Origin of the sequence: Mesorhizobium sp. M1409, assembly GCF_040317535.1 — a bacterium.
GTDB lineage: Bacteria > Pseudomonadota > Alphaproteobacteria > Rhizobiales > Rhizobiaceae > Mesorhizobium.
In genome coordinates, this window is the sequence record NZ_JAMYKV010000013.1 from 56,131 (window position 1) to 82,523 (window position 26,393).

The 26,393-nt window shown below is 61.8% G+C and carries 24 protein-coding genes; 13 read left to right on the forward strand and 11 right to left on the reverse strand.

What is annotated here, in order from left to right; genetic code table 11:
• Positions 1-67: 67 nt before the first annotated feature.
• The 5 genes from NKG99_RS13195 to NKG99_RS13215 form a co-directional block, all read right to left on the reverse strand.
• Positions 68-904: an EamA family transporter gene (locus NKG99_RS13195; protein WP_352868097.1), complete on the reverse strand. Its 837-nt coding sequence runs from the start codon at positions 902-904 to the stop codon at positions 68-70.
• On the reverse strand, positions 901-1,482 hold the full coding sequence (locus tag NKG99_RS13200) for a TetR/AcrR family transcriptional regulator (protein WP_352868099.1): 582 nt from the start codon (positions 1,480-1,482) through the stop codon (positions 901-903). The genes NKG99_RS13195 and NKG99_RS13200 overlap by 4 nt, the downstream gene beginning before the upstream one ends.
• A 138-nt stretch (positions 1,483-1,620) precedes the next feature.
• A complete protein-coding gene (locus NKG99_RS13205; protein ID WP_352868102.1) occupies positions 1,621-2,073 on the reverse strand; it encodes a hypothetical protein in 453 nt (150 codons plus the stop codon).
• Between the two features lie 214 nt (positions 2,074-2,287).
• The gene (locus NKG99_RS13210; RefSeq protein WP_352868104.1) at positions 2,288-3,142 is read right to left on the reverse strand and encodes a 23S rRNA (adenine(2030)-N(6))-methyltransferase RlmJ; all 855 of its coding nucleotides are present in this window, start codon (positions 3,140-3,142) and stop codon (positions 2,288-2,290) included.
• 61 nt (positions 3,143-3,203) lie between these two features.
• A complete protein-coding gene (locus NKG99_RS13215) occupies positions 3,204-3,809 on the reverse strand; it encodes a hypothetical protein (RefSeq protein ID WP_352868107.1) in 606 nt (201 codons plus the stop codon).
• 802 nt (positions 3,810-4,611) lie between these two features.
• Between NKG99_RS13215 and NKG99_RS13220 the strand changes: the two genes are divergently transcribed.
• Both NKG99_RS13220 and galE read left to right on the forward strand, forming a co-directional pair.
• Positions 4,612-5,649 (forward strand): UDP-glucuronic acid decarboxylase family protein, encoded by a 1,038-nt coding sequence (locus NKG99_RS13220; protein ID WP_352868109.1) that lies wholly within the window; start codon positions 4,612-4,614, stop codon positions 5,647-5,649.
• A complete protein-coding gene (galE, locus tag NKG99_RS13225; protein ID WP_352868111.1) occupies positions 5,646-6,677 on the forward strand; it encodes a UDP-glucose 4-epimerase GalE in 1,032 nt (343 codons plus the stop codon). The genes NKG99_RS13220 and galE overlap by 4 nt, the downstream gene beginning before the upstream one ends.
• Position 6,678: 1 nt before the next feature.
• Here galE and NKG99_RS13230 read toward each other — a convergent pair whose 3' ends face one another.
• Together NKG99_RS13230 and NKG99_RS13235 are read right to left on the reverse strand one after the other, a co-directional pair.
• On the reverse strand, positions 6,679-7,098 hold the full coding sequence (locus NKG99_RS13230) for a hypothetical protein (RefSeq protein ID WP_352868113.1): 420 nt from the start codon (positions 7,096-7,098) through the stop codon (positions 6,679-6,681).
• A gap of 430 nt (positions 7,099-7,528) precedes the next feature.
• Positions 7,529-8,131: a DUF995 domain-containing protein gene (locus NKG99_RS13235; RefSeq protein ID WP_352868115.1), complete on the reverse strand. Its 603-nt coding sequence runs from the start codon at positions 8,129-8,131 to the stop codon at positions 7,529-7,531.
• 228 nt (positions 8,132-8,359) lie between these two features.
• Here NKG99_RS13235 and NKG99_RS13240 point away from each other — a divergent pair, with 228 nt between their 5' ends.
• From NKG99_RS13240 to NKG99_RS13250, 3 genes are all read left to right on the forward strand, one after another.
• Complete coding sequence (locus tag NKG99_RS13240; RefSeq protein WP_352868117.1) at positions 8,360-9,988, forward strand: ArnT family glycosyltransferase; 1,629 nt, start codon at positions 8,360-8,362, stop codon at positions 9,986-9,988.
• Positions 9,989-10,179: 191 nt separating this feature from the next.
• The gene (locus NKG99_RS13245) at positions 10,180-11,106 is read left to right on the forward strand and encodes a lysylphosphatidylglycerol synthase domain-containing protein (protein ID WP_352868119.1); all 927 of its coding nucleotides are present in this window, start codon (positions 10,180-10,182) and stop codon (positions 11,104-11,106) included.
• 44 nt (positions 11,107-11,150) lie between these two features.
• Entirely contained in the window at positions 11,151-12,152 is a 1,002-nt protein-coding gene (locus NKG99_RS13250) for a glycosyltransferase family 2 protein (RefSeq protein ID WP_352868276.1), read from the forward strand.
• A 245-nt stretch (positions 12,153-12,397) separates the two neighbouring features.
• On the opposite strand, the gene NKG99_RS13255 is transcribed toward NKG99_RS13250, so the two are convergent.
• Complete coding sequence (locus NKG99_RS13255) at positions 12,398-12,799, reverse strand: hypothetical protein (RefSeq protein ID WP_352868122.1); 402 nt, start codon at positions 12,797-12,799, stop codon at positions 12,398-12,400.
• 289 nt (positions 12,800-13,088) lie between these two features.
• Positions 13,089-14,969: a glycosyltransferase family 2 protein gene (locus tag NKG99_RS13260; RefSeq protein WP_352868125.1), complete on the reverse strand. Its 1,881-nt coding sequence runs from the start codon at positions 14,967-14,969 to the stop codon at positions 13,089-13,091.
• A gap of 603 nt (positions 14,970-15,572) precedes the next feature.
• On the opposite strand from NKG99_RS13260, the gene NKG99_RS13265 reads away from it, so the two are divergent.
• Both NKG99_RS13265 and NKG99_RS13270 read left to right on the forward strand, forming a co-directional pair.
• Complete coding sequence (locus NKG99_RS13265) at positions 15,573-16,496, forward strand: glycoside hydrolase family 26 protein (RefSeq protein WP_352868128.1); 924 nt, start codon at positions 15,573-15,575, stop codon at positions 16,494-16,496.
• 133 nt (positions 16,497-16,629) lie between these two features.
• Positions 16,630-17,148 carry a DUF995 domain-containing protein gene (locus tag NKG99_RS13270; RefSeq protein ID WP_352868131.1) on the forward strand — a complete coding sequence of 173 codons (519 nt, stop codon included), beginning with the start codon at positions 16,630-16,632 and terminating at the stop codon, positions 17,146-17,148.
• Between the two features lie 130 nt (positions 17,149-17,278).
• On the opposite strand, the gene NKG99_RS13275 is transcribed toward NKG99_RS13270, so the two are convergent.
• The gene (locus NKG99_RS13275; RefSeq protein ID WP_352868133.1) at positions 17,279-17,728 is read right to left on the reverse strand and encodes a DNA polymerase III subunit chi; all 450 of its coding nucleotides are present in this window, start codon (positions 17,726-17,728) and stop codon (positions 17,279-17,281) included.
• Between the two features lie 28 nt (positions 17,729-17,756).
• Entirely contained in the window at positions 17,757-19,268 is a 1,512-nt protein-coding gene (locus tag NKG99_RS13280) for a leucyl aminopeptidase (RefSeq protein ID WP_352868278.1), read from the reverse strand.
• 51 nt (positions 19,269-19,319) lie between these two features.
• Between NKG99_RS13280 and NKG99_RS13285 the strand changes: the two genes are divergently transcribed.
• From NKG99_RS13285 to pdxA, 6 genes are all read left to right on the forward strand, one after another.
• Positions 19,320-19,508: a hypothetical protein gene (locus NKG99_RS13285; RefSeq protein ID WP_352868135.1), complete on the forward strand. Its 189-nt coding sequence runs from the start codon at positions 19,320-19,322 to the stop codon at positions 19,506-19,508.
• Between the two features lie 113 nt (positions 19,509-19,621).
• Positions 19,622-20,824, forward strand: a complete 1,203-nt coding sequence (gene lptF / locus NKG99_RS13290) for an LPS export ABC transporter permease LptF (protein WP_352868138.1) — start codon at positions 19,622-19,624, stop codon at positions 20,822-20,824.
• Entirely contained in the window at positions 20,821-21,906 is a 1,086-nt protein-coding gene (gene lptG, locus NKG99_RS13295) for an LPS export ABC transporter permease LptG (RefSeq protein ID WP_352868281.1), read from the forward strand. Before lptF ends, lptG begins: the two co-directional genes overlap by 4 nt.
• Complete coding sequence (locus NKG99_RS13300; RefSeq protein WP_352868141.1) at positions 21,906-24,326, forward strand: LPS-assembly protein LptD; 2,421 nt, start codon at positions 21,906-21,908, stop codon at positions 24,324-24,326. Before lptG ends, NKG99_RS13300 begins: the two co-directional genes overlap by 1 nt.
• 91 nt (positions 24,327-24,417) lie before the next feature.
• Positions 24,418-25,353 carry a SurA N-terminal domain-containing protein gene (locus NKG99_RS13305; RefSeq protein ID WP_352868144.1) on the forward strand — a complete coding sequence of 312 codons (936 nt, stop codon included), beginning with the start codon at positions 24,418-24,420 and terminating at the stop codon, positions 25,351-25,353.
• Positions 25,354-25,366: 13 nt separating this feature from the next.
• Positions 25,367-26,383, forward strand: a complete 1,017-nt coding sequence (gene pdxA / locus NKG99_RS13310; protein ID WP_352868146.1) for a 4-hydroxythreonine-4-phosphate dehydrogenase PdxA — start codon at positions 25,367-25,369, stop codon at positions 26,381-26,383.
• Positions 26,384-26,393: the final 10 nt, after the last annotated feature.

The window sequence follows — 26,393 nt, forward strand, 5'->3', positions numbered from 1 at the left end:
TCTGATTAGCCAGTTTGCCTGTCGGCGACATCAGGAAAATTCAGGATCGTCGCGATGCGGATTTTCCTCACGGCTGATAGCCAAGACAGATGGCGCCGAGCGCGACAATGGCACAGGCGCCGACCCGCCGCGGCGTCAGCATCTCGCCGAGGAACAGACGCCCGATGAAGGCCGCGAAGACGACGCTGGTTTCGCGGATCGCGGTGATCGGGCCGGCCGGCCCGAGCGCGAAGGCCGCGACCACGACGCCATAGGCCAGAAGTGCGAACAGGCCGCCGCCCAGCGCCTTCCAGGTTTCCGGTGCCCGCGGGTCGACAGTAAGGCGGCCACGGCAGGCGACGAAGGTCGCCGATAGCAAGGTGCCGTAGATCAGCAGGACCCAGGCGGTATAGGCGCCGGCATTTCCCGCCGCGCGAACGCCGATCGCATCGACTGTCGCATAGGCGGCGATGATCGCGCCCGTTGCCAGCGCATAGAGGATCGATGTCGTGGCGGCCCTGCCCCTTCCGAGTGAAAGGCCCATGATGCCGCCGGCGACCAGCGCGACGCCGACTGTTTGCGGCATGGTGAGCTGCTGGCTGGCCAGGAAAAATCCGCCGAGCGTGACAAGCAGCGGCACGCTGCCGCGAACGATCGGATAGACCTGTCCCAGCTCGCCATATCTGTAGGCGGCCACCAGAAAGAAGCTGTAGCCGACCTGAAGGCAGGCCGAGAGCACGATATAGAACCAGGCCTGCGCGGCCGGAAGGGCATGGAAGATGACGAAGGGAATGGCGAGCGCCGTGCTGGAGAAGCTCATGACGGTGACGGTCCACAACCTGTCGGCCCCAGTTCGCAGGAAGGCGTTCCAGGTTGCGTGCAGGATCGCGGCAAACAGCGCGAGCCCGATGACCAGCGGGCTCATTGCGACCCGCGCGAAGCGGCGACGAAGCTCAGGGCCGCCTTGCGGGCGTCGCGAATGGCGGTGTCCGCCTGCCCCATCTGCGCCAGCAAGGTCGCCCCTTCGATCAGCATCAGCAGTGTCGCCGCCACACTCTCGGCGCGGCCGCGCGGCATTACCTCCTCGAGGATCGACCGCATGCGCCGCTTGAGGCCGTTCTTCTGCCTGGCGACAGCCTTGAATACCGGATGCCCCGGATCGCCGAACTCGGCCAGCGCATGTGCAAACAGGCAACCATGAAAATCCGAGCTGCGGAACCAACGTTCATGCCAGCTGAAGATTTTTCCGATTTTCTGCTCTGGCGTGATGCCCTCCTGGGCGAGCCGGTCGAGCTGGCGGTCGAAACGCATGGCGCGGTAGTCGAGCACCTCGACGATCAACTCGTCCTTGCTCGGGAAGTGCCGATACATCGTCATCTTGGCCACCTCGGCTTCGGCGATGATCCGGTCGATGCCAGTGGCGTGAAAGCCGGCGCGCTTGAACAGCGCGTAGGCGGTTTCAATGACGTGCTGGCGTTTGTCGGAAGCAGGCGATGACGTCATGACGCTTACCAGTGATGAGACAGGTCTGTCTCATAGAAATGCGGCGGATCGCATCTTCTGTCAACACAGCACGGAAAAACGCCCGCGGCCGATCGGGCCGCGGGCGCGAAAAGTGATTGGAAACAGAAAACCCCGCGTTCAGCGCAGGACGCGGCAGCGGCCGTTGTAAACCATCCAGCGGTCGAAGCCCGAGACGCAGAATTCGACATTGTCGCCGATCGAGGCGAAACCCTGGCCTTCCTCGATCAGATACCAGATGGTGCGGTCACGGCCGTCGGAGAGACTGACGGTGGCGCCGCAGTAGCGGCGACCGATCGGCCAGGTATCGTTGGCCGGCAGATAGCGGTGCTGGTGGATGCGCTGGAAATCGGTGATCCGCACATCCGGCAGATGCGGCACGTGGTGCACCTGGTAGGAGAAGCGGCTGGTGATCTTGTTCAGCACCCAGGCTTCGCCGCAGATGCCGCCATCGTCGTCGGAATAGACGCCAAGGTCGGCCGCCTGCACGGCCTGGGTGACACCGAGAGGCGCGGCCAGCGGTGTGCAGAGCGAAATCAGGACAGCAAGTGCGGATTTGGCGAAGCGAGTCATGACAGCCTCTCAAGGTCGATTGCGCGCACTGTGCGGATTCGCTTGGCGGCGGTCAAGCGGTTGCGGAAACAATGGTTTCCCAGGTTGAAACCGCGTTGGCCAAAGCCGGATTAGCGCGAGCCCGGGTTGTTAAGGAGCCCGCCTTCCCAACCCTGCCGGAACGCGGGCATTTTCGCACCTGGCCCCGAATGGCGAGATCTGAAGCCCTTCACCGTCAAGCCTGCTCGCCTGCCAGCCATTCCAGCGACCAGTGCGCCGGCCTCCCCACCGCAAGCAATCCGTGCAAAGCCGGCAGCAGCGTCCGCAGCTCGCCCTCCAGCGTGAATGGCGGGTTGACCACCAGCAGGCCGCTGCCGTCGAGGCTGGGCTCCGAAGAGGCCGGCCTGATCTCGAATTCTATGTCGAGCAGCTTCGGGATACCGGATTGCTTCAGCGCCTTGCGGAAGGCGATGATCGCCTTGCGGTCCTTGACCGGATACCACAGCGCATAGATGCCGCCGGGCCACCGCTTGTGCGCCCTCATGAGCCCGTCAACGAGGCGCTCGAACTCACCCGCCTCCTCGAATGGCGGGTCGATGAGAACCAGGCCGCGCTTTTCCTTCGGCGGCAGATGCGCGCCGAGCGCCAGCCAGCCATCGAGTTCGATGATCCGGGCCTGGAAATCACCGGCAAAGAGCGTCCTCAGCTTCGCGACATCCTTGGGGTGAAGCTCGATCGCCGTCAGCCGGTCCTGCTTGCGCATGAGGTGACGCACGATCAGCGGCGATCCCGGATATTTCTGGATGCCACCCTCGGGGTTGAGCGACCGCACCGTCTCCAGATAAGGCGCAAGCAGTGCCGCCACCGGTGCGGCAAACGGGGCATCGATCAGCCTGCCGATGCCGCCTTGCCACTCACCGGTCCTCTGCGCTTCGACCGACGACAGATCGTAGCGGCCGATGCCGGCATGGGTGTCGATGACCCGAAACGCCTTGTCCTTCTGCTTCAGATACTCGAGCAATCGCGTCAGCACGACATGCTTGACGACGTCGGCAAAATTCCCGGCGTGATAGGCATGGCGGTAGTTCATGGTTCGGTACCGTTATGCATGTCGTTGTCCCAAAACCGCTGCACACTTTGGGCGACTTGCATCAGCCCCTGCCCCAGCGCGGCGGTGGCGGCTGCGAGTTCGGATTTTCCGGCCGGCCGCCGCGAGTGCGCAAAGTCAGCAAAAACCCGATCAAGCCGACCGCCACCAGCGAGAAGCCGATCGGCCGCGCACGGCTGTCGATCTCGCCGACACCGGAGCGCAAAATGAGATCGACCGCTCGCATCGGTATGTCGTCGGCATCACCCGGTCCAACGGTGAAGATATAAGGGCCTGGGCTGATGGTCTCGATCACGCCGGCCTCGTCGCGAAAGATCTTGTCTGGCAGCTGGGGGCTGGCCTGGCGCGGATTGTCGGAATGGTTGAACTGGAGCGTCGAGGCGAGCACCGTGCGGCCACTGCTGGCGGCGGTCAGCGTCAGCACGGTGCGCTGCTGCGAGACGATGCGTTCGGCTCTTGCGGTCAGGTCGACCAGCACCCGCACCGGCGCGTCGCGGCTGCCGAGCGGCACCGTCCGCGGCTTGAAGCGGCCCTGCTCATAGACCCGCCAGGTGCCGATCTCATGACCGGAGAAATTGCTCATCGCCCAGGGATAGATGACACCGATGCCGGTGCCGGCGAGCAGGATCAGGACAAACAGAAAGCGCATTCACATCACCACAGGCTATCGTGACCTTGCCAATAGCGCCCCGACGATCAAAAGGCGATGGCCAGATGCCGCGGCTTTCCGGCCGCTGGAGCGGGCGACCGAGAAGACCCCAGAAGCGGATCACACGGGGCAGCAACCAGATCGGCGGCATGGCCGCACAACAAGGCAGACAAGGTTCTACCTATGCGCTCAAACGCAATTGCGATAATGACCGGCATTCTCCAATGAAATGAATGCGCGTGGACACTTTCTGGCAAGATGGGACCACTGGCTCGGGCGCGCGCCGAAGATTGTCTCACCGGTTCTTTTTTGGAATCCCTCGCTGCCAAGCTCTGAGTCGGCCTTAAAACGAGCATGCCTCGTCCGACCATCTAATTTGCGATGGTCGAGCCAATACGCTGATTCACAAAGAGAATCGTCCTTGGACGCCTATGGCTCGGCCTGGAGAAGCCGACATCGGCTTTATGATTAACCATTCGTAAACAGATATGATTAAGGAATTGCTAATTTAGTTGACTATAATTTCCACAGGTATATTTTTGATGCGTTGGGATGTGCAATTTGGGCGAGCAATCGACGATGATGGCACCAGACGTGTGATCGCGATTTCGGGGCACGGAGAATGCTGAGCGGCGGCACATAGATCGTGTAGCGGCACCAGCTTCGCGAACCCCAAAGGACAATTAAAGCACATCAGCGATGGCGATTCCGCGGATGCGGAGGTTTGCCGCGTTCTCATGGAAGTGGCTGGGCAATGCTTTGTCCGGCTGGCGATAGCGTGTGCGATGCGTGCGGGGAAAGCATGAGTAAGCTCATCAAGGTTCTGAAACTGGAATCCGGCAGCCAAAGGGGCGCCAACCAAAAACGAAGCCGCGCCCTGGTCGCCGGAGGTGCTGGATTTCTAGGATCGCATTTATGCGAACGCCTTTTGCGGGACGGATACGACGTCGTCGCGCTGGACAATTTCCACACCGGCAAGAGATACAATCTCAATACCCTTCTGCGTAATCCGAGATTCATGTGTATCGAGCACGATATCGTTGATACACTGCCTTCGGGTCTTCAGTTCGATGAGATCTACAATCTCGCCTGCCCAGCCTCTCCGCCGCACTACCAGGCAGACCCGATTCATACCTTCAAGACGAGCGTGCTTGGTTCGCTGAACCTTCTGGAGCTCGCGCGCCAGAACAATGCCAAGATATTCCAGGCCTCGACCTCGGAAATCTATGGCGACCCCTTTGTGCACCCACAGCCCGAGAGCTACTTCGGCAACGTCAATACGCACGGACCGCGGTCCTGCTACGACGAAGGCAAGCGCTCGGCCGAAACCCTGTTCTTCGACTATTCGAGAACGTATGGCCTCGATATCCGCGTCGCGCGCATTTTCAACACCTACGGCCGCCGCATGCAGCCCGATGACGGGCGCGTGGTTTCGAACTTCATCGTCCAGGCGCTGCAGGGCAAAGACCTGACCGTCTATGGCCACGGCCTGCAGACCCGTTCGTTCTGCTATGCCGATGACCTGATCGAGGGCTTTGTCCGGCTGATGAATACGCCGAGTGCGCCCACGCACCCGGTCAACCTCGGCAACCCCAGCGAATTCACCATCATGGAATTGGCGACACTGGTCATTGATTACACCAACTCCCAATCGAAGATCGTGCATCGGCCACTGCCGATCGACGATCCCAGACAGCGCAAGCCGGACATTTCCTTTGCCAGGGCCAATCTCGGCTGGGAGCCGAAAGTCGGCCTGCGCCAGGGGCTCGCACGTACCGTCGAGTATTTTGATACCCTGCTTTACGGAAGCCAGCTGGCCAAAGGAGCCACGGCTTCATGACCCGTGCGGCAATCCTGGTGACAGGTGGGGCCGGCTTCATCGGCAGCCACACCTGCAAGCTGCTGGCCGCCGCCGGCTATTTGCCGGTGGTTTTCGACAATCTGAGCCGCGGCAACAAGAAATCCGTCGCCTGGGGTCCGCTTGTCGTCGGCGACATCCGCAGCCAGACCGCGCTGCGGGCCGCGATGAAGACATATCAACCGACGGCGGTCATCCACTTTGCGGCGCTGGCCTATGTCGGAGAATCCGTTCACCAGCCGGCCGAATACTATTCGACCAACGTGACAGGCACCATCGCGGTGCTCGATGCGGCGCGTGCGAACTCAATCGAGAACATCATCTTCTCCAGCAGCTGCGCAACCTACGGCGTGCCGGAAGCGTTGCCCGTTCGCGAGACCTCCGCGCAAAATCCGATCAGCCCTTACGGGCGCACCAAGCTGATGGGCGAACAGATCATCTCCGACTATGCGTCCGCATACGGAATGAAATTCGTGATCCTGCGCTATTTCAACGCTTGCGGCGCCGATCCCGACGGCGAACTTGGTGAGTGGCATTCGCCGGAAACGCACCTTGTTCCCAGAGTGCTCATGGCCGCATCAGGCATCATCGATGAGATCGAGGTTTTCGGCACGGACTACGACACGTCGGACGGCACCTGCATACGCGATTATATCCACGTCAGCGATCTGGCCCGCGCCCATCTGAAGGCCCTTATTTATCTTGAGGGCGGCGGACAAAGCCTGGCGGTCAACCTCGGCACAGGGCGGGGCGTATCCATCAAGGAGATTGTCCAGGCGGTCGGCCGTATGACGTCAAGATCCGTCCCGGCCGTCTTCAGGAACCGGCGCCCGGGAGATCCGGCGGAGCTTTACGCCGATCCGGGAAGCGCACGCGAACATCTCGGCTTCGTGCCGGAGCTCTCCGACATCGACACGATCGTCAGAACGGCTGCCCCATTTTTTGGGCTGGAGACAAAGCCGATGAAGCTGCCGCCGATCAAGGCGGCAGCTTCGGCCGCGGCTCGATAGATCAGAGATAGCGGGGGCGGCAGCTCGCGCGTTGGCCAAACCCGCTAGGGCTGCAGATATAAGGCGAACCGCTCAGGAACCTGCCGCCACTGCCCGGATTGAAAGAGACCTTCACCGGCGCCGGCGTGCGGACTTTGATCGGCGATGCAAAGGCGTAATCTCTTTCGGTCGTTCGAACTGTGCTGGTCATCAGGATCTGAGGCTCGGCTCTGAGCGAACGTACGAAGTATCCAGCTTGGACCGGCTGGACCGCGGGCTCGCTGCGGACCGCATGGACCACAGGCTTGATGAGAACCGAATTGGTTTCGGTCGCATCCATCCCCTGGCAACCCGCAACCATAAAGCTCATCACTGCAGCCGTAACAATAGATACGATATTTTTGCTTGGGCGAAACGCGCCCATTGCCGAATTGTTCATCATTTGTCCCTTGCTATCAAGTGTAATCCAAGAGCGCGTCGCGACATACCTATGCCTTCGCCGCTTTCACGCCGTATGAGTGACCCTTCGCACATCACACCTGAACATTAGACATCACTAATTATTAAATTTCATCAAAACCGTATGGTAGGCCCCACCATCTTGTCGTTCTGTCATATACGATTTGAATGATATCAAGCGGCGGTCGGCGTGCCGACCGCACCCGCCGAACCGCGTGATGCTTCACCATAAGCGATTCGCCAGTTCCTTGACAGGCACTCCGGCATGAGCCGTCTGGATGGGTCGGAAGCGGGTTGCGAGAGTCATTGGCGTCATGGCTCTTGCCGGCCATGCTGAACGGTACCACCAGGGATCAAGACTGGGGGAGCCTCCGGGGCGGGTCCGGCCGTGTCTCAGCGCGGCTGGACACGGCCTAATTCTTGGAATCGACCAGCTTGCGCGCCTCTTCGAACCGCGCGCCCTTCGTGTCGCCTGTTTCGAACTTCCGGTCTTCGTCGGAAAGACCCTCGGGCGATCGCCTAAAACTGTACCATTCCCCATCCGGATCCTTGCGTTTCTCGATGTTCCCGCCCTGGATCCGGTGGCTGTAGCAGGTGCGATGCTGCTTGCCGGTGTAGCCCTTCGACCGCCAGGCGAGCTCCATGCACATCTTGCCGCCGCTGGTCACCAGCCATCTGCCCTCCGCGACAGATGCCGTGTCCTGCCCGGATGTCCAGGCCTTGAGGTGCCGATCGCCCTGCGCGAAATAGGCCGCTCCGTTCTTCCATACCCATGTGCGGTCGGCATATAGAAGCTGCAGTTCGTAGGCTGTCGGAACAGTTGCGCTATTCGCTTGCGCGGGTGCGCTGTCCTTGGCGGCAGCCGCGTGCGCCGTTCCCGAAAGGGCCGTCTGGCCGAAGAGGGCCAGGAGAAACAGTAGCTGCGCGCAACTTGCGAACCGACGACGTTCCTTGTGTCGCCGACGGTCGACACAAGGCGGCGGCGATCTGGTCGGAGCTATCTGCACAATTGGCATTCGCATGTCTGCTTGACCCACGGCGGCGCTATCGGCGCGACAGCCATGCGAACTATTTAACAGCCGCGAGAACCGCGATGTCAACGTTCGCGAAGCCGACGACAACAACTATTCGAGACACGCATAGCCGCTGTCGTCAAAATTAGGGATTGCGTCGTATACTGCCGCACCTTTGACAATCGCGCGCAAAAACAAAATCCGCGGACATCAGAGAGGACGCGGTTTCAAATGACGGACGACCCGGAATTGGATCAGGCCGAAGTTCAGCAATACCTGCGGCAGTCGGCCGGCTCGGATACGGCTGCTCGCGACTACCTGAGCCCCAACACGGCGATCTTGCTGGGGATCCTGTTCATTGCGGTCGTGTTCAGGTTCCACAACATAACCTTGCCGCTGGTCGACGCCTTCAGCTGGCGCGAGACGAGCACGGCAATGATGGCCGACAATTTCCAGCAGCACAGCTGGAACATCTTCTTCCCCGAGGTCAGCTGGACCGGGCCCGGGCCGAGTTATCAGGGCCGCGAGTTCCAGATCGTCAGCTATCTGACCGCCCTGCTCTACCAACTCTTCGGCTGGCACGACTGGTTCGGCCGCATGGTTGCGGCCTTCTTCGGTCTGGTGACGGTGTTTTCGCTACACAGACTAACGGCGCTGTTCTGGGGCGAGACGCACGCCCACGCCGCGGCACTTGCCTACGCGCTGATGCCGGCGGCGATCATGATCGACAGTTCGTTTCTTCCCGACCCCGCGATGCTGGCCCTGGTGACGCTCGGCGTCTGGCTTTTCGCGAAATACTGGGCCGGCGGCAGCGGCTGGCTGTTGCCGCTCGCCACGGCCAGCTTCTCGCTCGGCGTGCTGTCGAAGCCGCCAGGCCTCGCCGCCGGCGCCGTCATCTTCTACCTGATGGTCTGCTGGATGCTGGAGAAGAAGTGGAAGCAGGCGACCAGGGTCTTCCTGTCGGGGCTTTTGAGCCTGGCCATCATCGGCGCCTATTTCAGCTGGGCGATCTATCTCGGCCGCAGCTATCCGCCGTTTCATGTCGCCGGCAGCGGCTATATCTGGGATTCCGGCTTCTGGACATTCTTCAGGAACAGCTTCTACTTCAAATCCGTATGGAACACGTCGGTCTGGTGGTTCTACGGCTATCCGTTCATGGTGCTGATCGCGATCGGCTTCTGGATGCCGCCCAGACCCGCCGAAGACCCGAGGCGACGCACCCTTTCGGCCATTCCCTATGTTTGGCTGGCCGCGGCCATGGCCGTCTACCTGGCGGCGGCGCGCGAGATCACCAGCAATCCCTGGAACTACCACATTTTCCATGTGCCGTTCGCGATGTTCTGCGGCCGCGGCGCGCTTCTCCTGGCAGCGCTTGCATCGGGAACCGTTCTGTCGCCGGCGGTCGTACTGCGCTCGATCTGCATCGCGGCCATCGCACTCGTGTGGTCGACCTTTCCCCTCGTCAGGACAATGAAGACGCCGATCGCCATGAAAGGCAAGCTGCTTGGCGAGGAATTGGCGCGGTTGGCGCGCCCGGGCGACCTCGTCGTCGCTATCGCGCCCGAGGCCGGCGATCCCGTCGCCGTCTACTACAGCAGGGCGCGCGGCTGGGTGTTCCCGCCTGGCGGAGGCGATGTCGAATGGTCGAAATTCGTCGCCGACGACGCTACCGCGATCGCGCAGCTCGAGGAGTTGCGCGCGCAAGGCGCGGACCTGTTCGGCACGGCCAAGAACGCAGCCGACAAACAGGACCGGTTGTTCGTCGAGCATCATGACGGGGTCATCGACTATCTGGACAAGACCGCAACCAAGCTTGTGGATTCGGATGATTTGCTGGTCTATAGGATCACCCGTCCATGAGAGCCGCGACAGTCTGGGGCCGCGGGCCTCGGACAGGATATGGTCCCGACGTGTCAGCGGCCCCGCATTCGCCCGCGGAAGGCGGGCAAGGCGGTGGGCCAGGCAAACCGATCCCCGATGACGCCAGGGATATTCGGGCGCCACGCGATGCCGCCGCTGGAACTCGGCGGTGAAAACCGGCGGAGAATTGGTTGAAACGGGCAATCTCGATAGTCGTGACGTTGGCCCTGCTGGCCTGGCTGGCCAGCGACTCGCGCTGGCGCATGGTCGGCGACGCCTTCGACCGCATCACGCCCGGCACGTTCGCGGTGGCGACGATCGCGTTTTTCGTCACCTATGTCTTGCGTGCGCTGCGCGTCTGCGACGAGTTCCGCGACGAAGTGCATGGCCGCTTCGGCGCCTGCCTGCGCATTATCCTGATCCACAATGCGATGATCAACGTCGTCCCTTTCCGTGGCGGCGAGACAGCCTTTCCGCTCCTCCTGCGCCAGGTCTTCGGCGTACCGATCATGCGTGCCAGCGCCTCGCTGCTGTGGTTCAGGCTGCAGGATGCCTTCGTCGTCGGCGTGCTGGCCCTGGCGGTGTGGCCCGGCCTGCATCCGGCGATAAGGATTGCTGGCGTGGCCGCCTTGATCGCCGCGGCCTGGTACCTGCCGCGCTGGGCGCGCGCGCCGCATGACTGGGCCGGGCGCGGCAGGATCGTGGCCAAGCTCGGCCTGCTTCGCGACACCTTCACCGAGGCGACCGGGCGCTCCCGCTACGGCTGGTGGTGGACGATCGCCAACTGGTCGCTGAAGCTCACCGTGCAGGGATGGCTGCTGGCGCTGATATTGGGGACATCTTTCACCACCGCCTTTCCCGGCGTCGTCGGAGCCGAAGGCGCCGCCATATTGCCAGTGCAAGGCGTCGCCGGCTTCGGCACCTATGAAGCGGGTGCGGCGGCGGCGCTGCTCACATCCGGAATCGCGATGAAGAGCGGCCTGCAGGCGGCCCTGGCGCTGCACCTGTTCATCTTCTGCTCGGCTATCGCTACGGGCGCGATCGCCTGGCTGTTTCCCTCGAAATCGACGCTGCCGGGGAACCCGGCTGTCGGACCTGCAAGGAAGCCATCCCAATGAACGTATTGCCCATCCCAGCTTCGGGACTGCCTGACGGCGCGGTAATGCCGGACCATACGCTGTCCATCGTCGTACCCATGTACAACGAGGCCGACAACGTCGAGCCGTTGCTGGCACGGATTCACCAGGCGATGGAGCGCTACGACCAGCCGTGGGAGGTCGTGCTGGTCGATGACGGCAGCACCGACGCGACGGTGAGCGAGATCAGGCGCCTGGCAATGCATTACGGCCCGCATGTGCATGCGGTCGAGTTGGTGCGCAACTACAAGCAGACCGCCGCGATGCAGGCCGGCATCGACGCGGCGCGCGGCGACGTCATCGCCACGATCGACGGCGACCTGCAAAATGATCCCTTCGACATCCCGCGCATGGTCTACCGCCTGCTGAGCGAGGATCTCGACCTGGTGGTCGGCTGGCGCAAGGACCGCCAGGAAGGTTTTTTCATGCGCAGACTGCCCTCGCGCATCGCCAACGCACTGATCGCGCGTGTCACCGGCGTGCGCCTCAAGGACTATGGCTGCAGCCTCAAGGTCTATCGCGGCAACGTGATCCGCAGCGTCAAGCTCTATGGTGAGATGCACCGCTTCATCCCGGCCTGGCTGGCCACGGTGACGACCCCCAGACGCATCGCGCAGGAGGTGGTGACGCATCATGCCCGCATCCACGGCCAGTCCAAATACGGCATTTCGCGCACCTTCAGGGTCGTGCTCGATCTGGTGTTCATGTATTTCTTCATGCGCTATCGCACACGGCCCGGGCATTTCTTCGGCGGCATCGGCATTGTGCTTGGCGCGCTGGGTTCGCTCATCCTCGCCTACCTGCTTTGCCTCAAGTTGCTTTTCGCGGAGGACATCGGAACACGCCCGATGCTGTTCACCGGCTTCTTCCTGCTCATCGCCGGGGTGCAGATGGTGACGTCGGGCGTCCTGGCGGAAATGCTGGCACGTGTCTATCACGAGGCGAATGGAGCATCGGCCTATGTCGCGCGGCCGCAGCCGGCTTCCGGTGACAATGACGGCTGGCAACGCCCTAGCCGGCCATCGTGACCTGATCGGAACACCCTGGAGGTTCCATGCCGATTGTGATGACCGGCTCAGCCGGCTGCCAGGAAGGTGCCGACCGAGGAAGGGCTGGCAAGGTTCGTCGACTGGTGTCGCCAAGAATGGCGGTCGAGGGCAAGAGGCAAGGCGCAACGCATGCGCCAACCTCCCGCCCTCGACTTTCGCCCCCCGGCGAAGACCAGAGCGGCCGACTCTTCAGTCAAATCGCGCCGCCACTTTTGGGTTTGATTCTAGTAACGCGAACGGCAGCTGGCGCGCTGGCCGAAACCGCTCGGCCCGCAAATCCAGGGCGAATGACCCAGGAACGGGCCGCCATTGCCCGGCCTATAGGAAACCTTCACCGGCGCCGGCCTGCCGACCCGCTGCGGCCGCACGAAGGCCGCATAGGCCTCCTGCCTCGTGCGCGTCACGGTGGTCATTTGTGTGAGCGGTTTGCGGTTGATCAGATGCAGCCGCTTGTTCTTGATGTAGTGCACCTTCTTGCCGAGCGTATGAACCACGGGCTTGGTGCCGATCGAGCTGGTCGCATCCATGCCCTGGCAACCGGACACCATCGAGATCAATGCAACAGCGGCAAATGCACAGGCATATTTCTTGCCGATCCTTGCCCCGCTTTCCATAAATTTTTTCATCGCCTTCCCCTGCCACGAATACAAGTTGCTGGAGCGCGGAGATCTATTCTCTCTTATTTGCTTTTCCGCGCCACGTGAGCAGCCCATCGCCGCTCACATCGTGGCCAAATATTAGAGGAAGCTTATTAAAATTCGTGCAAGCGACATGATGAGCGCGGTCTTTCAGCGCTCGATCGGATATTATTAAAATTTGATCTTTTGAGCTCGCGCCCGCCACTGCCGCGGTCGCCGGCAGCCATCAAGCCAAATGCAATTCAGGAAGCTGCTTGCGCGCGTACGCCTCACGGCGTCAGCGGGGCGATCCCCAAGCTGGATCGAAGTAGAAATTGCGGGCACCGATGTCGCCCTGGCCGGCGCCGGAAACCACATAGGCGATCCTGACAATGCGGAGGCCGCCGGCGCCCTGCTGCAGGCCATAGACGCCTTCCATGCCGCGATCGTAGAAGCTCGCGGCCGGAACGGCGAGCGCCAGCGTGGCAAGCGACGCCTGTAAGGCGACTTTCGCGGCATTGGCACGCAACGGGATCCTGTTCTCGATGACGTGCCTTACGACGATGACCACCACCAGAAGCCCGTAGAGGAAGGCGTTGAAGGCGGCGAACCAGTAGAAGCCGGTGGCGTCGAAGGGGTGATCCACGAGCAGCACGGGCAGCGCCGCGCCGATCGCCAGCGCCACATAGGGAGCGAGGGCGCGGGCCGGCAGCAGGTTCTTTGGGCCGCTGCCCTTTGGCGTGACCCGGAAATCGACGAACGATTTGGTCAGATAGTCGCGGATCGACGACAGCGTGCCGGCGAGCACCCAGGGCCAGCGCGCGAAGAAGAGGAACAGCGTGCCTTCCCAGCTGATCGTCTTGGCCGTCATCGGGCGCGAGAGGCCGAAAGCCTTCAGCATCATAACCAAGCCAACCAGGGCGACGGCGTTGGGCACATAGTGGACGAGGAAGTCGGCGTACATGACATTGGCGAAGTTACGCCCGGTGAACAGCGCATACATCGGCGTGACGTACATCAGCAGCGCAAAGACGGCGAACAGCGGATACCAGAGCTGGCAGAACAGGAACTGGAACTTCAGCCGCGGCGGAAGCTTGGGAAAATATGTGGGAGAATATTCGAGCAGGATCGTCACCAGGCTTCGCGACCACTGGAATTCCTGGGTCACGAGATCGGCAAAGGTCTGTGGGCCGTCGCCATGGGCGATGGCGTCGAGCGCGTGCACCCCACGCCATCCGGCCGCGTTGATCAGCATGGAGGTGGAGTGATCCTCCGCCAGTTCCGGACCGAGACCGCCCGCCTGCTTCAGCGCCTTGGTCCGCACGGCATAATGCGAGCCGATGCAGAGCGGAGCTCCACCGCCCGTATGGCCGGACTGCAGGGGGCCGTGAAACATCCCTTCCGGAAACAGCCTGCCGCGCGCCGACCAGCTCTCGGCGGCATTGTTGTCGCAAATGCTCGGCGCCGAGACATAGCCAACCAAGGGATCGGCGAAGGGATAAAGGATTTCCCTGAGATAAGTCGGCGTCGGTACGTGATCCGCATCCATCTGAGCAACGAAATCGTAACGCTCATAGCCATAGTGGTCGTAGAAGAACGCCAGGTTGCCTTCCTTGCAGCGGGTGCGGCGCGGCCATGTCGTGCGGTGATAGTCTTCCCTGCCGCGCCGCGTCGAAATAAGCACGCCGTGAGCCTCGCACCAGCGAACCGTCTCCTCGGAAGGGTCCTCGTCCGCCAGCCAGGTGTCATGTGGGTAATCCTGCGCCAGCATCGCTTCGAGCGTGCGCGCAACCACGGCAAACGGTTCGGACGGGGCCTTGGTGACCACCATCGCGACCCGAGAACGCTTCGGGATCGTGTGAAGCTTGGACGGTTTCTTCGACGCATGCACATTCAAGAGGAAGTACAGCGGCATGAGCGTGAGCCAGAGCAGAATGAGCGTCGCGAATGTGTATGGCCCGACACGCTCGACATGCTCGGGCTTCAGCCACCAGATCCAGAAAAACCCGAGTGTGACGAACCAGAAAGCCAGCGCGAGTCTCAATATCCATTGCTGAGTGGCCGACAGAACGGGAACCAGAAAGGGCCCCTTCCGCGCAGTGACGGCCAGAGCCGCTTCGGATCGATGCGCCCGTCTGCTCGTATGGCCGATGATGCGTGCCTGTACGGAAGCACTCATAACTTACTCGCCGCCACTTGGGCTTCCGCCGACAGAAGGCTGAAAGCTCTCAAACCCGGGAGGCAGAATCAGCCCGCCCTTGCTTAGAGTCAACTAAATTAAGTATTCGTTAACTACAATCCCTGAGGCTTGGTTACCTGACGCCTTTGAATCGGGGCGGAGCAATCGCAACCGACCAGCCCTGTCGGGACAAGCCGGCAAATTTTTCAGTGCCGGCTGACGGGGGCGAGGCTGCTCGGAGGGAACCGGTCCGCTAGCAGCGTTAACCATGTCGCGCGTGTTAAGGTTAAGCAACCGTTAATTGCACTTGACTCTTGGCCCTGACCGGCTCTTAAATTAGCTAGTGATGATATATCGGGATATTGACGCGAATTTGTGAGTATCGCGGCGAACTTCTCTCAGTAGCTCCTCGGTGTTGGTGCCGTGAGAGATAATTTGGGTGGGCTCTGTGCGAAGGCTCGCACACCCGCCGATGGTCGCTCCGAAATCCCGCAGATTGCGCCATTAGGGCTTATTGGTTTTGGATAGTCGTGTCGATCAAACATCGATGCGTACGGGCGAAGCTTTACTTCCGCGGGAAGTTGAAGCCATGGGAGGTCAGACATGAAACGCTCTGCAGCAAATGCACTTGCAATCGCGCTGGTATTGGGCGGGAGCGCCGCGTTCCCCACCGCAGGAGGCGCCGGCTCCGTCGCAGGGACGGACCCCGTTCAGACGAGCAGTGCCGCCTCCGCATTCGGATCCTATGATCCCTATGGGGACTTCAGCACCGACAAGAGTGCCAGCATCGAGGAGTTGTTCCTACCCTGGGAGGACGTCGATCTGGCGACACTGCCACAGGCCGACGCCTATGCGCTGCAACGCGGCCGTTCGCTGCTGATCACGATTGAGCCGTGGACCTGGTCGAAGGACTGGCGCATCACCCCGCCCGAATTGCGCGACGGCATACTGGGCGGCAAATATGACGCCAACATGCAGGCGATCTGCGACCTGGTGGGACAGATGAAGAGCCCGGTGACCATTCGCTGGGCGCAGGAGATGGAAGACAAGAACGGCCGCTTCACCTGGGCCAACTGGGCGCCCAAGGACTGGATTTCCGCCTACAAGCGCGAAGTCGATCTTTGCCGCAAAGCCGCGCCGGCCGCCAAGTACATGTGGTCACCCAAAGGCGAAGAGGGCTTGGAAAAATACTACCCTGGCGACGATTACGTCGATGTCATCGGCCTGTCGGTGTTCGGTCTGCAGAAAAAGGACAATAACGAGGCCGGTCATGATCGTACGTTCGCCGAGATGCTGAAGCCCGGCTATGACCGCGTGGCAGGGTTCAACAAGCCGATCGTGGTGGCGGAACTCGGCTATGTCGGAAAGCAGGACTATGTCTCGAAGTGGCAGGAAGATACCCGTAAATCCTATGCGGAGTTCCCAGCGTTGACCTCGGTCGTCTACTTCAACCAGAAGGAAGTGTGGCCGTGGCTGGATGGCTACGGTCTGCCCGACTGGCGGGTGACCCAGCACGTCCTGCCGTAGACGCATCGTGCCTACCCATCCCGACGTGATCGGGATGGGTCTCCATCTCCTTGTTTGATCGTGATCCTTCCCGAACCAGCGGTTCGGGAAGATGGTTGAGGCATGGCATAAATCAGTCCGTGGAGGGGGTTTCGTGAAACGAATACTAGGAAATCGTCTCGGAGCGGTCTTCGCCTGCTCCGTTCTTGTTCTTGCCTTCCAGATCCCCGCGACAGCCAAAACGGCGACGAAAATCGCCGAGCAGGCGCAAAAAGCCACCGCGGTTCCCGACGAAGGCGTCTACCAGATCTATCAGAACCATTCGTGGCTGTGGGCCAAGAAGGGCGCCGGGTTCTTTGCCGTCAAACAGCGGCAGTTCGACGCCTGGACCCACGACAAAGGCAAGTCGGGCTATGGCGATGGCATGTGGTTCATTCCCGGCGGCGGCAAGTTGTGCTACCGCGCGCAATGGCACGGCTCGTGGGGTGTGAAGGGCTCGATGACCTGCTTCGAGCATCGCCAGGCAGGCAACGTGATCTACAAGCGTAAATCACCTGGTGGCGAGTGGTATGTTTTCAGGAGTTCGCATCACAACCGGTCGGACGAGGCGATGAAATTGAAATACGGCGACTACGTCACCAGGGAAATGGACCGGATCAAGGCAAAGCAGTAGATACTGTCTTCCGCGACAAGCCACTGGTAAAGCGGGCCGACTGAACGGTTCAGGCGACCTGCTTTACTTTAGATCTTTGTTTTTATGCAGCCGTTCTCCCAAAACCGAGGCCATTTTTGGGCGACATGTATCAGGCCTTGCGCTCCCAGCGGCGGTCTGGCGTCTGCTGCCAGTAGGTGACGGCATGGCCGGCGTCCTTCATCATCTTCCAGTTTCCCCGAGCCGCTTCGACCTGGGCGGCATCGTGGCCGTCGAACAGAAACACCGCGCGCTCGTAGCCGCCAAGGTCGGGCGGCACCGCGCCGTCAACGAGGAACCTTATTTTGGCCTGGTTGGGATTGCCGTCGCCGGTGGTCAGCAGGATCGGCTGTTCGCCGGGATGGGCCTCCCGATCGGTTGCGTGGGCGAGGAACGAATCGTCACGGAAGGTCCAAAGATGCTGGTCGAGCGCATCACGGCGTTCCTCGGTGCCGGTCTGCACCACGGCGCGCCAGCCACGATCGATGCTGCGCTCCAGGAGGCCTGGCAGCGCATCCTCCAGCGTCGATTCGGTCAGGTGGTAGAACAGGACGTCGGCCATCGCTTCGTTCTATAGTGATTGAATCCGCTCACTGCTCATAATTGTCGCGCACCAGCCGGTCGAGCAGCCTGACGCCGAACCCCGACGCCCAGGACTGGTTGATCTCGTTGGACGGCGAGCCCATTGCCGTGCCGGCAATGTCGAGATGCGCCCACGGCGTATCCTTGACGAAGCGCTGCAGGAATTGCGCGGCGATGATGGCGCCGCCATAGCGGCCGCCGATGTTCTTCATGTCGGCGTTCTTGGAATCGATCAGCTTGTCGTATTCGGCGCCGAGCGGCATGCGCCACAGCCGCTCTTGTGTAGCCTGCCCCGCCGCCGTCAGCCTTTCGGCCAGTTCGTCATTGTTGGAAAACAGGCCGGCATGGTGCTGGCCGAGCGCGACCATGACGGCGCCGGTCAGCGTCGCCAGATTGACCATGAATTTCGGCTGGAAGCGGTCGTTGCAGTACCACAGCGCATCGGCCAACACGAGGCGGCCTTCCGCGTCGGTGTTGAGCACCTCGATGGTCTGGCCCGACATCGAGGTGACGATGTCGCCGGGACGCTGGGCATGGCCGTCGACGGCGTTTTCGACCAGACCGATGACGCCAACGACATTGGCCTTCGCCTTGCGCGTGGCCAGCGCATGCATCAGGCCGGTGACAGCGGCGGCACCGCCCATGTCGCCCTTCATGTCCTCCATGCCGGACGCCGGCTTCATTGAATTGCCGCCGGTGTCGAAGGTGACGCCCTTGCCGACGAAGGCAACCGGACTGTCCTTTGGCTTGCCGCCGTTCCACTGCATGATCGCCATGCGGGCGCCGCGCGGCGAGCCCTGCGCGACACCGAGCAGCGAGCCCATGCCGAGCTTCTTCATCTCCTTCTCGCCCAGGATCTCGACCTTGACGCCGAGCGCCTCGAGTTCCTTGGCGCGGGCGGCGAACTCGACCGGCCCGAGCACGTTTGCCGGTTCGTTGACGAGGTCGCGCGCCAGAAGCACCCCTTCGATCACCGCCTCGGCATCGGTGAAAGCCTTTTTCGCCGCGGCCGGATCGGCGGTGTGGATGGTCACCTTGACCGGCTTTTTTGGCTCGGCCTTGCCGTCGTCCTTGTCCTTCCTGGTCTTGTATTTGTCGAAGGAATAGCTGCGCAGGAGAATGCCCGCCGCAAGGCTTGCCGCATCCTTGCCACTTGGCGACGCGCCGGCGAGGTCGAGCACCACGGCCACGTCGGTCGCCTTGCGCAGCGACGCGGCAATGGTGCCACCAAGCTTCAGCCACGCATAGTCGTCGAGTCCCGACACCTTGCCGGCGCCTACCGCCACCAGCCTGTCGATGGACGCCCCCTGCGGCGCCAGAACTTCCACCACGCTGGCGAACTTGCCAGTGAACTCGGCCACCGGAAAGGCCCGCTCCAGTGTCTTGCCGGGATCGCAAGCCTTGGCCGCGTCGCTCAGGCTGCCCTCATCCGCCGAGAGCACGAAGACCGTGCCCTTCTTGTTCGACGCGGTCTGGGGTGCGGAGAATTTGGCGAAGGCGATCGACGGTCTTTGGCTCATCATGTCCTGCTTTCGGGGAATGCGCGGCTTTTGGGGAAGCGGTTCGAGACGATGCGCGACATTTGGTCGTTTTCCGGCATTTGGCAAGACTTTGCCGAATTCGCATCCCATATGACCTACGGAATCGATAATGATTCTTCGCGGCACGGCCCCGCTTTTTGCCGCAACCTGTTGTTAACCATCGATGTTCTCCCTTTCTTATCCATTCCCGCCGACACTCCGGCCCGCCGGGGCGGCTGACTTGGGACGGGAACCGGGTCGAGCCTCTGTTGGAGCCAGTTGTGCGGGCGCCGCCGGACAGCTACCCTTGTGCGGTGGCATGATGCCGTTCGAGAAAATCGAGAAAAGCCTTCATGAAGGTCGTTGAACGCTACATCATGCGCCGCGCTTTCGTGGTCTTCATGGCCGCGCTTGTCTGGACGCTGGCCATCGTCTGGACGACGCAGGTGCTGGCAAAGATCGACCTGGTTACCGACAGCGGCCAATCGGCGCTGACCTTCTTCGAGGTCGCCGCCCTCATTCTTCCGTCCATCATCCCGATCGTGGTGCCTTTTGCGCTGGTGGTGGCGGTCGCACAGACACTCAGTGTCATGAATTCGGATTCCGAGCTCGCCGTCGTCAACGCCGCGGGCGCCTCGCGCTGGACGATCGTGCGACCAATCATGCTTTTGGCGCTCGCGGCCGCCGTCTTTTCCTTTGCCGTCGACAACGGCATCGACCCCTATGCACGGCAGAAAAACCGCGCCCTGGTGGCGTCATCACGCGCGGATCTGTTGTCGCTGATCATCCAGGAAGGCACCTTCCGCAAGATCGAGGACGGGTTGTTCCTGCAGGTCGGCGAGCGGCTTCCCGACAATCGGCTGGGCGGCATCTTCGTCGCCGATTCACGCGAAGAAGGCGTCAACCTCGTCTATTACGCCAAGACCGGCAGCATCGTCGAACGCGGCGGCGAAAAGGTGCTGATGATGAATGACGGCGTCATCCATCGCAAAACGCTGACCGGGGATCTCTCCGTTATCCGGTTCACCTCTTATGCCTTCGATATGTCGGCCTTCATGGCGGCGGCTTCGGCGGTGACGCTCCTGCCGAAGGACCAGACGACCCAGTATCTGCTCAACCCAAGTGCCAACGACAAGAGCTATCAGCAGAACCCCTACGAATACCTGGCCGAGGTCAACCAGCGGTTTTCGGAATGGACGTATTCCATGGTCTTCGCGCTCATCGCGCTCGCGGTCGCCGGAGACGCCCGCTCGCACCGCGAGGCGCGTGTCAATCCGCTCATCACGGCCATAGGGATATCACTGTTCGTGCGCTGGCTGGGCTTTTTTGCCGCCAGCAAGGCCGATGACATCCCGCAATATGCCTATATGGTCTATGGCGTGCCGATCGTGGCTTCCGCGGTGGCGATCTGGTTCATCGTCTCCAACCGGACCATGGAACTGCCGGTGGCGTGGGCGGACTGGATGACAAACTTCGCCACCCACATCGGTGACAGCTGGAACGCTCTCAAGCTGCGTTTGTCCAGGCGCCGCACTTCAGGGCAAGGGGTCGGCTGATGGGCTGGACGCTGGGCCGCTATTTCTTCTTACGCTATGTGACGATCACCATCTGGTTCTTCATCGGCCTCTTGGCGCTGGTGTTCCTGATCGATTTCACCGAGCTCTCCGGCCGCACCACCGGCCTGCCCGGCTTCACCTACGGGACGGCAGTGGCCATCTCAGGCCTCCGCATGCCGATGATCATGCTGCAGACAGTGCCGTTTGTCGGTCTCTTCTCGGCGATGGCGACGCTGGTGTCGCTCAACCGGCGCTACGAACTGGTCATCGCGCGTTCCGCCGGCGTTTCCGCCTGGCAATTCCTCTTGCCATGCTGCATCGGAGCCTTGCTGTTCGGCGTCCTGTCGGTGGGCGTCATCAATCCGCTCGCCGCACACGCATTCTCCTGGTCCGAGCAGATCGAAACCCAGCTGCGTTCCGGCAAATCGAACACGGTTTCGGCCGATGCCGCACCCTGGATCCGGCAGAAAACCGGTTCGGGGGACACCATCATCGGTGCGCGGGCCATCCTCAACCAGGGCATGGAGATGGCCGATGTCGTCTTTTTCATTCTCGACCCGCAAGGCAATATCGTCGAGCGCAAGGACGCCGCGCGCGCCTTCCTGCGCGACGGCTATTGGGACTTGCAGGACGTCAAGACGCTCAAGAGCGGCACGATCCAGGCATCGGCAAGCGATCGCGTGCCGACCGATCTGAGGCCCGAATTCGTGCAAGAGCGGCTGGCGCGGCCCGAAACCATCCCGTTCTATGAACTGCCCGGAAAGATCGAGGTTGCCCGCTCCTTCGGCCTCAAGGCAAATGCCTTTGCCATGCAGTTTGATTCGCTGGTGGCGTTGCCGTTCCTTCTCGTCGCCATGACGCTGATTGCGGCAACGGTTTCAATGCGATTTGCTAGGATGGGGCAATCGGCGACGATGATTCTGGGTGGCATCATCGCCGGCTTTCTGCTTTATGTCGTTTCGGTGCTGGTGAAGGCATTCGGCGTGGCGGGATTCGTGCCGACTGTCGTAGCCGCATGGGTGCCGGTCGTGGTGGCTATGTTCTTCGGGGTGACTTTCCTGCTATACAAGGAAGACGGCTAGTGAGGGAAGCGTTTTTGCCCAGCAACAGGCAGGCCCGTTTGGCGCGCCTCTATGCGGCGACCGCCTTGGCGTGCCTGTTTGCCAGCGCCGTCCCGATGCCGGCGTTCGCGCAGGATGTCGGCGACATGGCAACATCGGTTCCGTCCGGCTCACAGATGCTGCTGGCGGCCGATACGCTGGTCTACAACAACGACAACCAGACGGTGACCGCCGTCGGTGGCGTGCAGATAGACTATGGTGGCAATCGCCTTGTCGCCCAGCGGGTCGAATACAACCGCAACACCAAGCGAATGGTCGCGAGCGGCAATGTCGAAGTCATCAACAGCGACGGCACCAAGATCAATTCGGAACATATCGACATCACCGATGACTTCGCCGACGGCTTCGTCAACGCGTTGCGCGTCGAAACCATCGACAAGGCCTATTTCGCCGCCGAAAGCGCCGAGCGCATGGGCGGCGTGCTGACCACGTTCCACAATGGCGTCTACACCGCCTGCGAACCGTGCGAGGACAAGCCCGACAAAGCGCCGACCTGGCGCGTCAAGGCCAGGAAGATCATCTGGAACGGCGAGAAGAAGACGGTTCGCTTCGAGAATGCGAATTTCGAGTTCTTCGGTTTTCCGCTCGCCTATCTGCCTGCATTCGAGATTGCCGACCCGACGGTGAAGCGCAAGAGCGGCTTCCTGATCCCCAGCATCGTCTACAAGAGCGATCTCGGCGTCGGCGTAAAAATTCCCTATTACTTCGCCTTGTCACCGACCTATGACCTGACCGTCACCGGCACCGGCTATACCAAGCAGGGCTTCCTCGGTGAGGCCGAGTGGCGCCAGCGTTTCAACAATGGCCAGTACAGTTTGAAGATCGCCGGAATCCACCAGCAGGATCCCGATGCCTTCCTCGACACGACTGCTTTCCCCAGCACCGCTGGCCACAATGTCGATTCGGGCTCAGCGGGCGATCCCAATAAATTCCGTGGCATGATGGGCACGCAGGGCCAGTTCGCCATCAATCCGCGCTGGAATTTTGGCTGGGACGTGTTGCTGCAGACCGACAAGAACTTCGCGAACACCTACAACATCGACAAGTATAGTGCCTCCGTCCATCAGTCGACGGTCTATCTGACGGGTCTCAACGGCCGCAACTATTTCGACGTGCGCGCCATGCACTTCGACGTGCAGGAAGATACACCCAACGACAACATCTCTGCGCGAAGCGGCCAGCAGCCATGGGTGCTGCCGTCGCTCGACTACGCCTATATTCCCGACGTGTCGGTGGCCGGCGGCCAGCTGTCGCTCAATGTCAACGCCCGCGTCATCAGCCGCGACGATCTCGACAAGACCTTCTACATCCCCACGCAGCGTGTTCCTGGCATCGAAGGCGAATCCGGACGCCTCACAGCCGAGGCCGAGTGGAAGCGGAGCTTCGTCACCGATGACGGACTGGTGCTGACGCCGTTGCTCGCGCTGCAGGGCGACGTGGACTACCTCAACGCGTCGTCGGCTTCGCTCGACGCCATCAATCAGATGGCAACAAATTTGGGCCAGCAGGACGACATGCGCTCGTCGTTTGCCCGCTTCATGGCAACCGCAGGCCTCGAGATGCGTTGGCCGGTGCTGTTTTCCATGGCCAGCGGATCCAATCACGTGATCGAGCCGATGGCGCAGGTCTTCATGCGCCCGAACGAACAGTATGTAGGCGGTCTCGCCGTTCCCAACGAAGACGCCCAAAGCATGGTCTTCGACGCGACCACCTTGTTCGAACGCGACAAGTTCTCCGGTTATGACCGCGTCGAAGGCGGTTCGCGCGCCAATGTCGGCTTCCGCTATTCCGGCTCATACAACAATGGCTGGGGTACCAATGCGATTTTCGGCCAATCCTACCAGATCGGCGGCGAGAACTCCTTCGCCGCGCCGGATCTGGTCAATGTCGGCGCCAATTCCGGCCTCGACACGACCAAGTCCGACTATGTCGGTCTGTTCGGCATCAGCAGTCCCAACGGATTCGCTGCCTCGATCAGCGGCCGTTTCGACGAACAGACCTTCGAGAACCGTCGCACCGAGGTGAAGGCCGCCTATTCCGGCCTGCCGGTGTCGCTGAGCGCCAAATACGCTTTCATCCAGGCCCAGCCGCTATACGGGTTCACGACCGACCGCCACGAGGTCACGCTCGGTGCCTCGACGCATCTCGCCGAGAACTGGCGCGTCTTCGGCACCGGAACCTACGACCTGCAGGAAAGCGTGCTGGTCAAGGACGGCGTCGGCTTCGCCTACAACGATTCCTGCTTCACCTATCTGATGACCTACTCGCAGTCGCGCGACATAAATACCAAGGCGGTGTCGCAGAGCATCGGCTTCAATCTGTCGTTCCGCACCCTCGGCGACTTCGGCACGTCGACCAGTGCCATCGACACGATCCAGTAACAATCGGCGACATCGTTTCGCCGCATAGGGCTGGCACGGATTCGCGCACCTGGGAAACGATAAAATTGGGCGGAACCGGGATAGAATTGGGATGCCAACGATGAGGAAATACCTCTTTTCAGCGGGTTTCGCGTTGCTTGTGGCGGCGACATCCGTATCGATCACCATGATGACGCCACCGGCTTTCGCCAGCGAGATCAAATACGTCGTCAACGACATTCCGGTCACCACCGGCGACATCGCCCATCGCGCCGCCTTCCTGAAGCTGCAGCGCAAGAAGGGCGATGCCGGCCAGGAAATGATCGACCAGACGCTGCGCATGGCCGAGGCCAAGCGGCTTGGCATCCGCATCAGCGACGCACAGGTCGAAGCGGCATATCAACGCTTTGCTTCGAGCAACAAGATGCAGCTCAGCCAACTCGACGGCGTCATGGAGAAGTCAGGCGTCGGCAAGAGCCACTTCAAGGAATTCATCCGCGCCCAGATGGCCTGGAACCAGGCCTTGAGCGCGCGCTACCGTTCCGGCGATGGCACCGGTGCCGTCAGCGAACAAGACCTTGTCAGGAAGATGCTCGAAAAGGGCGGCGCCAAGCCGAGCGCTACCGAGTACATGCTGCAGCAGGTCATCTTCGTGGTGCCGGCGGCCGAACGCAGCGCTACGCTGGCCAAGCGCAAGCGCGAGGCCGACGCCATGCGTGCCCGCTTCAGCGGCTGCGACACGACGCGCGAATTCGCCAAGGGTCTGATCGATGTCACCGTTCGCGATCTGGGCCGGGTGCTGGCGCCGCAACTGCCGCCGGACTGGGCCGAACAGATCAAGGCCACCAAGGTCGGCGGCGCCACCGTCACGCGCGCGACCGAACGCGGTGTCGAATTCATCGGCATCTGCTCTTCGCGCGAAGTGTCCGACGACAAGGTCGCCCAGATGGTGTTCCAGAACGAAGGCTCCGGCGACAAGAACGCCGACGAGCTCAGCAAGAAATATGTCGACGAGCTGAAGGCGAAAGCCCGCATCGTCAAGCGCTGACGTGAGCAGCACAATGGTTGCGCTCGCGTTGAGCGCCGGCGATCCGTCCGGCATCGGACCGGAGATCGCCATCGCCGCCTTCATGGCGCGCGAGGCTGCCGCCCTGCCCCCCTTCTATCTGCTCGCCGATCCGGCGCTGATCGCCTCCCGGGCGCGCCTCCTCGGCATTTCGCTGCCAATGGTCGAAACGACACCAGCACAAGCTGCGCAAGTCTTTGCCCGCGCCCTGCCGATCGTACCGCTGACTGCCCGCGGCATCGACAGCCCCGGCCGGCCGGACCCGGCCAATGCGGCCGCCACCATCGAGGCCATCGACCGTGCCGTCGCCGACTGCCTTGCCGGCGAAGCCTTGGCTGTCGTCACCTGCCCCATCGCCAAGAAGCCGCTCTACGATGCCGGCTTCCGCTTTCCCGGCCATACCGAATATCTGGCGCATCTGGCAGCCCGGCACAGCGGCGTCGAGGCGATGCCGGTGATGATGCTGGCAGGCCCCGACCTGCGCACCGTTCCCGTCACCATCCACATCGCGCTGGCGAAAGTGCCCAAGGCACTGACCACCGGGTTGATCGTCGCCACCGCGCGCATCACCGCCGCCGACCTCGCCAGCCGCTTCGGCATCGCAAGGCCGAGGCTCGCCATTGCCGGGCTCAATCCGCATGCCGGTGAAGGCGGCGCCATGGGCCTCGAGGACGAGCGGATCGTGCGTCCGGCGGTCGATATCCTTCGAGCCGAAGGTATCGACGCTTTCGGCCCGCTGCCGGCCGACACGTTGTTCCACGCCCGGGCACGGGCAGGCTATGACGTCGCCCTTTGCATGTATCACGACCAGGCGCTGATCCCGGCCAAGGCGCTGGCCTTCGACGAAGCGGTCAATGTCACGCTCGGCCTGCCCTTCATCCGCACCTCGCCCGACCACGGCACCGCCTTCGACATCGCCGGCAAGGGCGTGGCGCGGCCCGACAGCCTGATGGCGGCATTGAAGCTTGCCCGGCAATTGGCCGACACGAACACGAGGCCGGTTGCCGCATGAGACCGCAGGG

Excerpts from the sequence above, each read along its gene's own strand:
- NKG99_RS13195 (WP_352868097.1), bottom strand. The coding sequence starts at position 904 with ATGAGCCCGCTGGTCATCGGGCTCGCGCTGTTTGCCGCGATCCTGCAC.
- NKG99_RS13200 (WP_352868099.1), bottom strand. The coding sequence starts at position 1,482 with ATGACGTCATCGCCTGCTTCCGACAAACGCCAGCACGTCATTGAAACC.
- NKG99_RS13205 (WP_352868102.1), bottom strand. The coding sequence starts at position 2,073 with ATGACTCGCTTCGCCAAATCCGCACTTGCTGTCCTGATTTCGCTCTGC.
- NKG99_RS13210 (WP_352868104.1), bottom strand. The coding sequence starts at position 3,142 with ATGAACTACCGCCATGCCTATCACGCCGGGAATTTTGCCGACGTCGTC.
- NKG99_RS13215 (WP_352868107.1), bottom strand. The coding sequence starts at position 3,809 with ATGCGCTTTCTGTTTGTCCTGATCCTGCTCGCCGGCACCGGCATCGGT.
- NKG99_RS13220 (WP_352868109.1), top strand. The coding sequence starts at position 4,612 with ATGAGTAAGCTCATCAAGGTTCTGAAACTGGAATCCGGCAGCCAAAGG.
- galE (WP_352868111.1), top strand. The coding sequence starts at position 5,646 with ATGACCCGTGCGGCAATCCTGGTGACAGGTGGGGCCGGCTTCATCGGC.
- NKG99_RS13230 (WP_352868113.1), bottom strand. The coding sequence starts at position 7,098 with ATGATGAACAATTCGGCAATGGGCGCGTTTCGCCCAAGCAAAAATATC.
- NKG99_RS13235 (WP_352868115.1), bottom strand. The coding sequence starts at position 8,131 with ATGCCAATTGTGCAGATAGCTCCGACCAGATCGCCGCCGCCTTGTGTC.
- NKG99_RS13240 (WP_352868117.1), top strand. The coding sequence starts at position 8,360 with ATGACGGACGACCCGGAATTGGATCAGGCCGAAGTTCAGCAATACCTG.
- NKG99_RS13250 (WP_352868276.1), top strand. The coding sequence starts at position 11,151 with ATGCCGGACCATACGCTGTCCATCGTCGTACCCATGTACAACGAGGCC.
- NKG99_RS13255 (WP_352868122.1), bottom strand. The coding sequence starts at position 12,799 with ATGAAAAAATTTATGGAAAGCGGGGCAAGGATCGGCAAGAAATATGCC.
- NKG99_RS13260 (WP_352868125.1), bottom strand. The coding sequence starts at position 14,969 with ATGAGTGCTTCCGTACAGGCACGCATCATCGGCCATACGAGCAGACGG.
- NKG99_RS13265 (WP_352868128.1), top strand. The coding sequence starts at position 15,573 with ATGAAACGCTCTGCAGCAAATGCACTTGCAATCGCGCTGGTATTGGGC.
- NKG99_RS13275 (WP_352868133.1), bottom strand. The coding sequence starts at position 17,728 with ATGGCCGACGTCCTGTTCTACCACCTGACCGAATCGACGCTGGAGGAT.
- NKG99_RS13280 (WP_352868278.1), bottom strand. The coding sequence starts at position 19,268 with ATGAGCCAAAGACCGTCGATCGCCTTCGCCAAATTCTCCGCACCCCAG.
- NKG99_RS13285 (WP_352868135.1), top strand. The coding sequence starts at position 19,320 with ATGCGCGACATTTGGTCGTTTTCCGGCATTTGGCAAGACTTTGCCGAA.
- lptF (WP_352868138.1), top strand. The coding sequence starts at position 19,622 with ATGAAGGTCGTTGAACGCTACATCATGCGCCGCGCTTTCGTGGTCTTC.
- NKG99_RS13305 (WP_352868144.1), top strand. The coding sequence starts at position 24,418 with ATGCCAACGATGAGGAAATACCTCTTTTCAGCGGGTTTCGCGTTGCTT.
- pdxA (WP_352868146.1), top strand. The coding sequence starts at position 25,367 with ATGGTTGCGCTCGCGTTGAGCGCCGGCGATCCGTCCGGCATCGGACCG.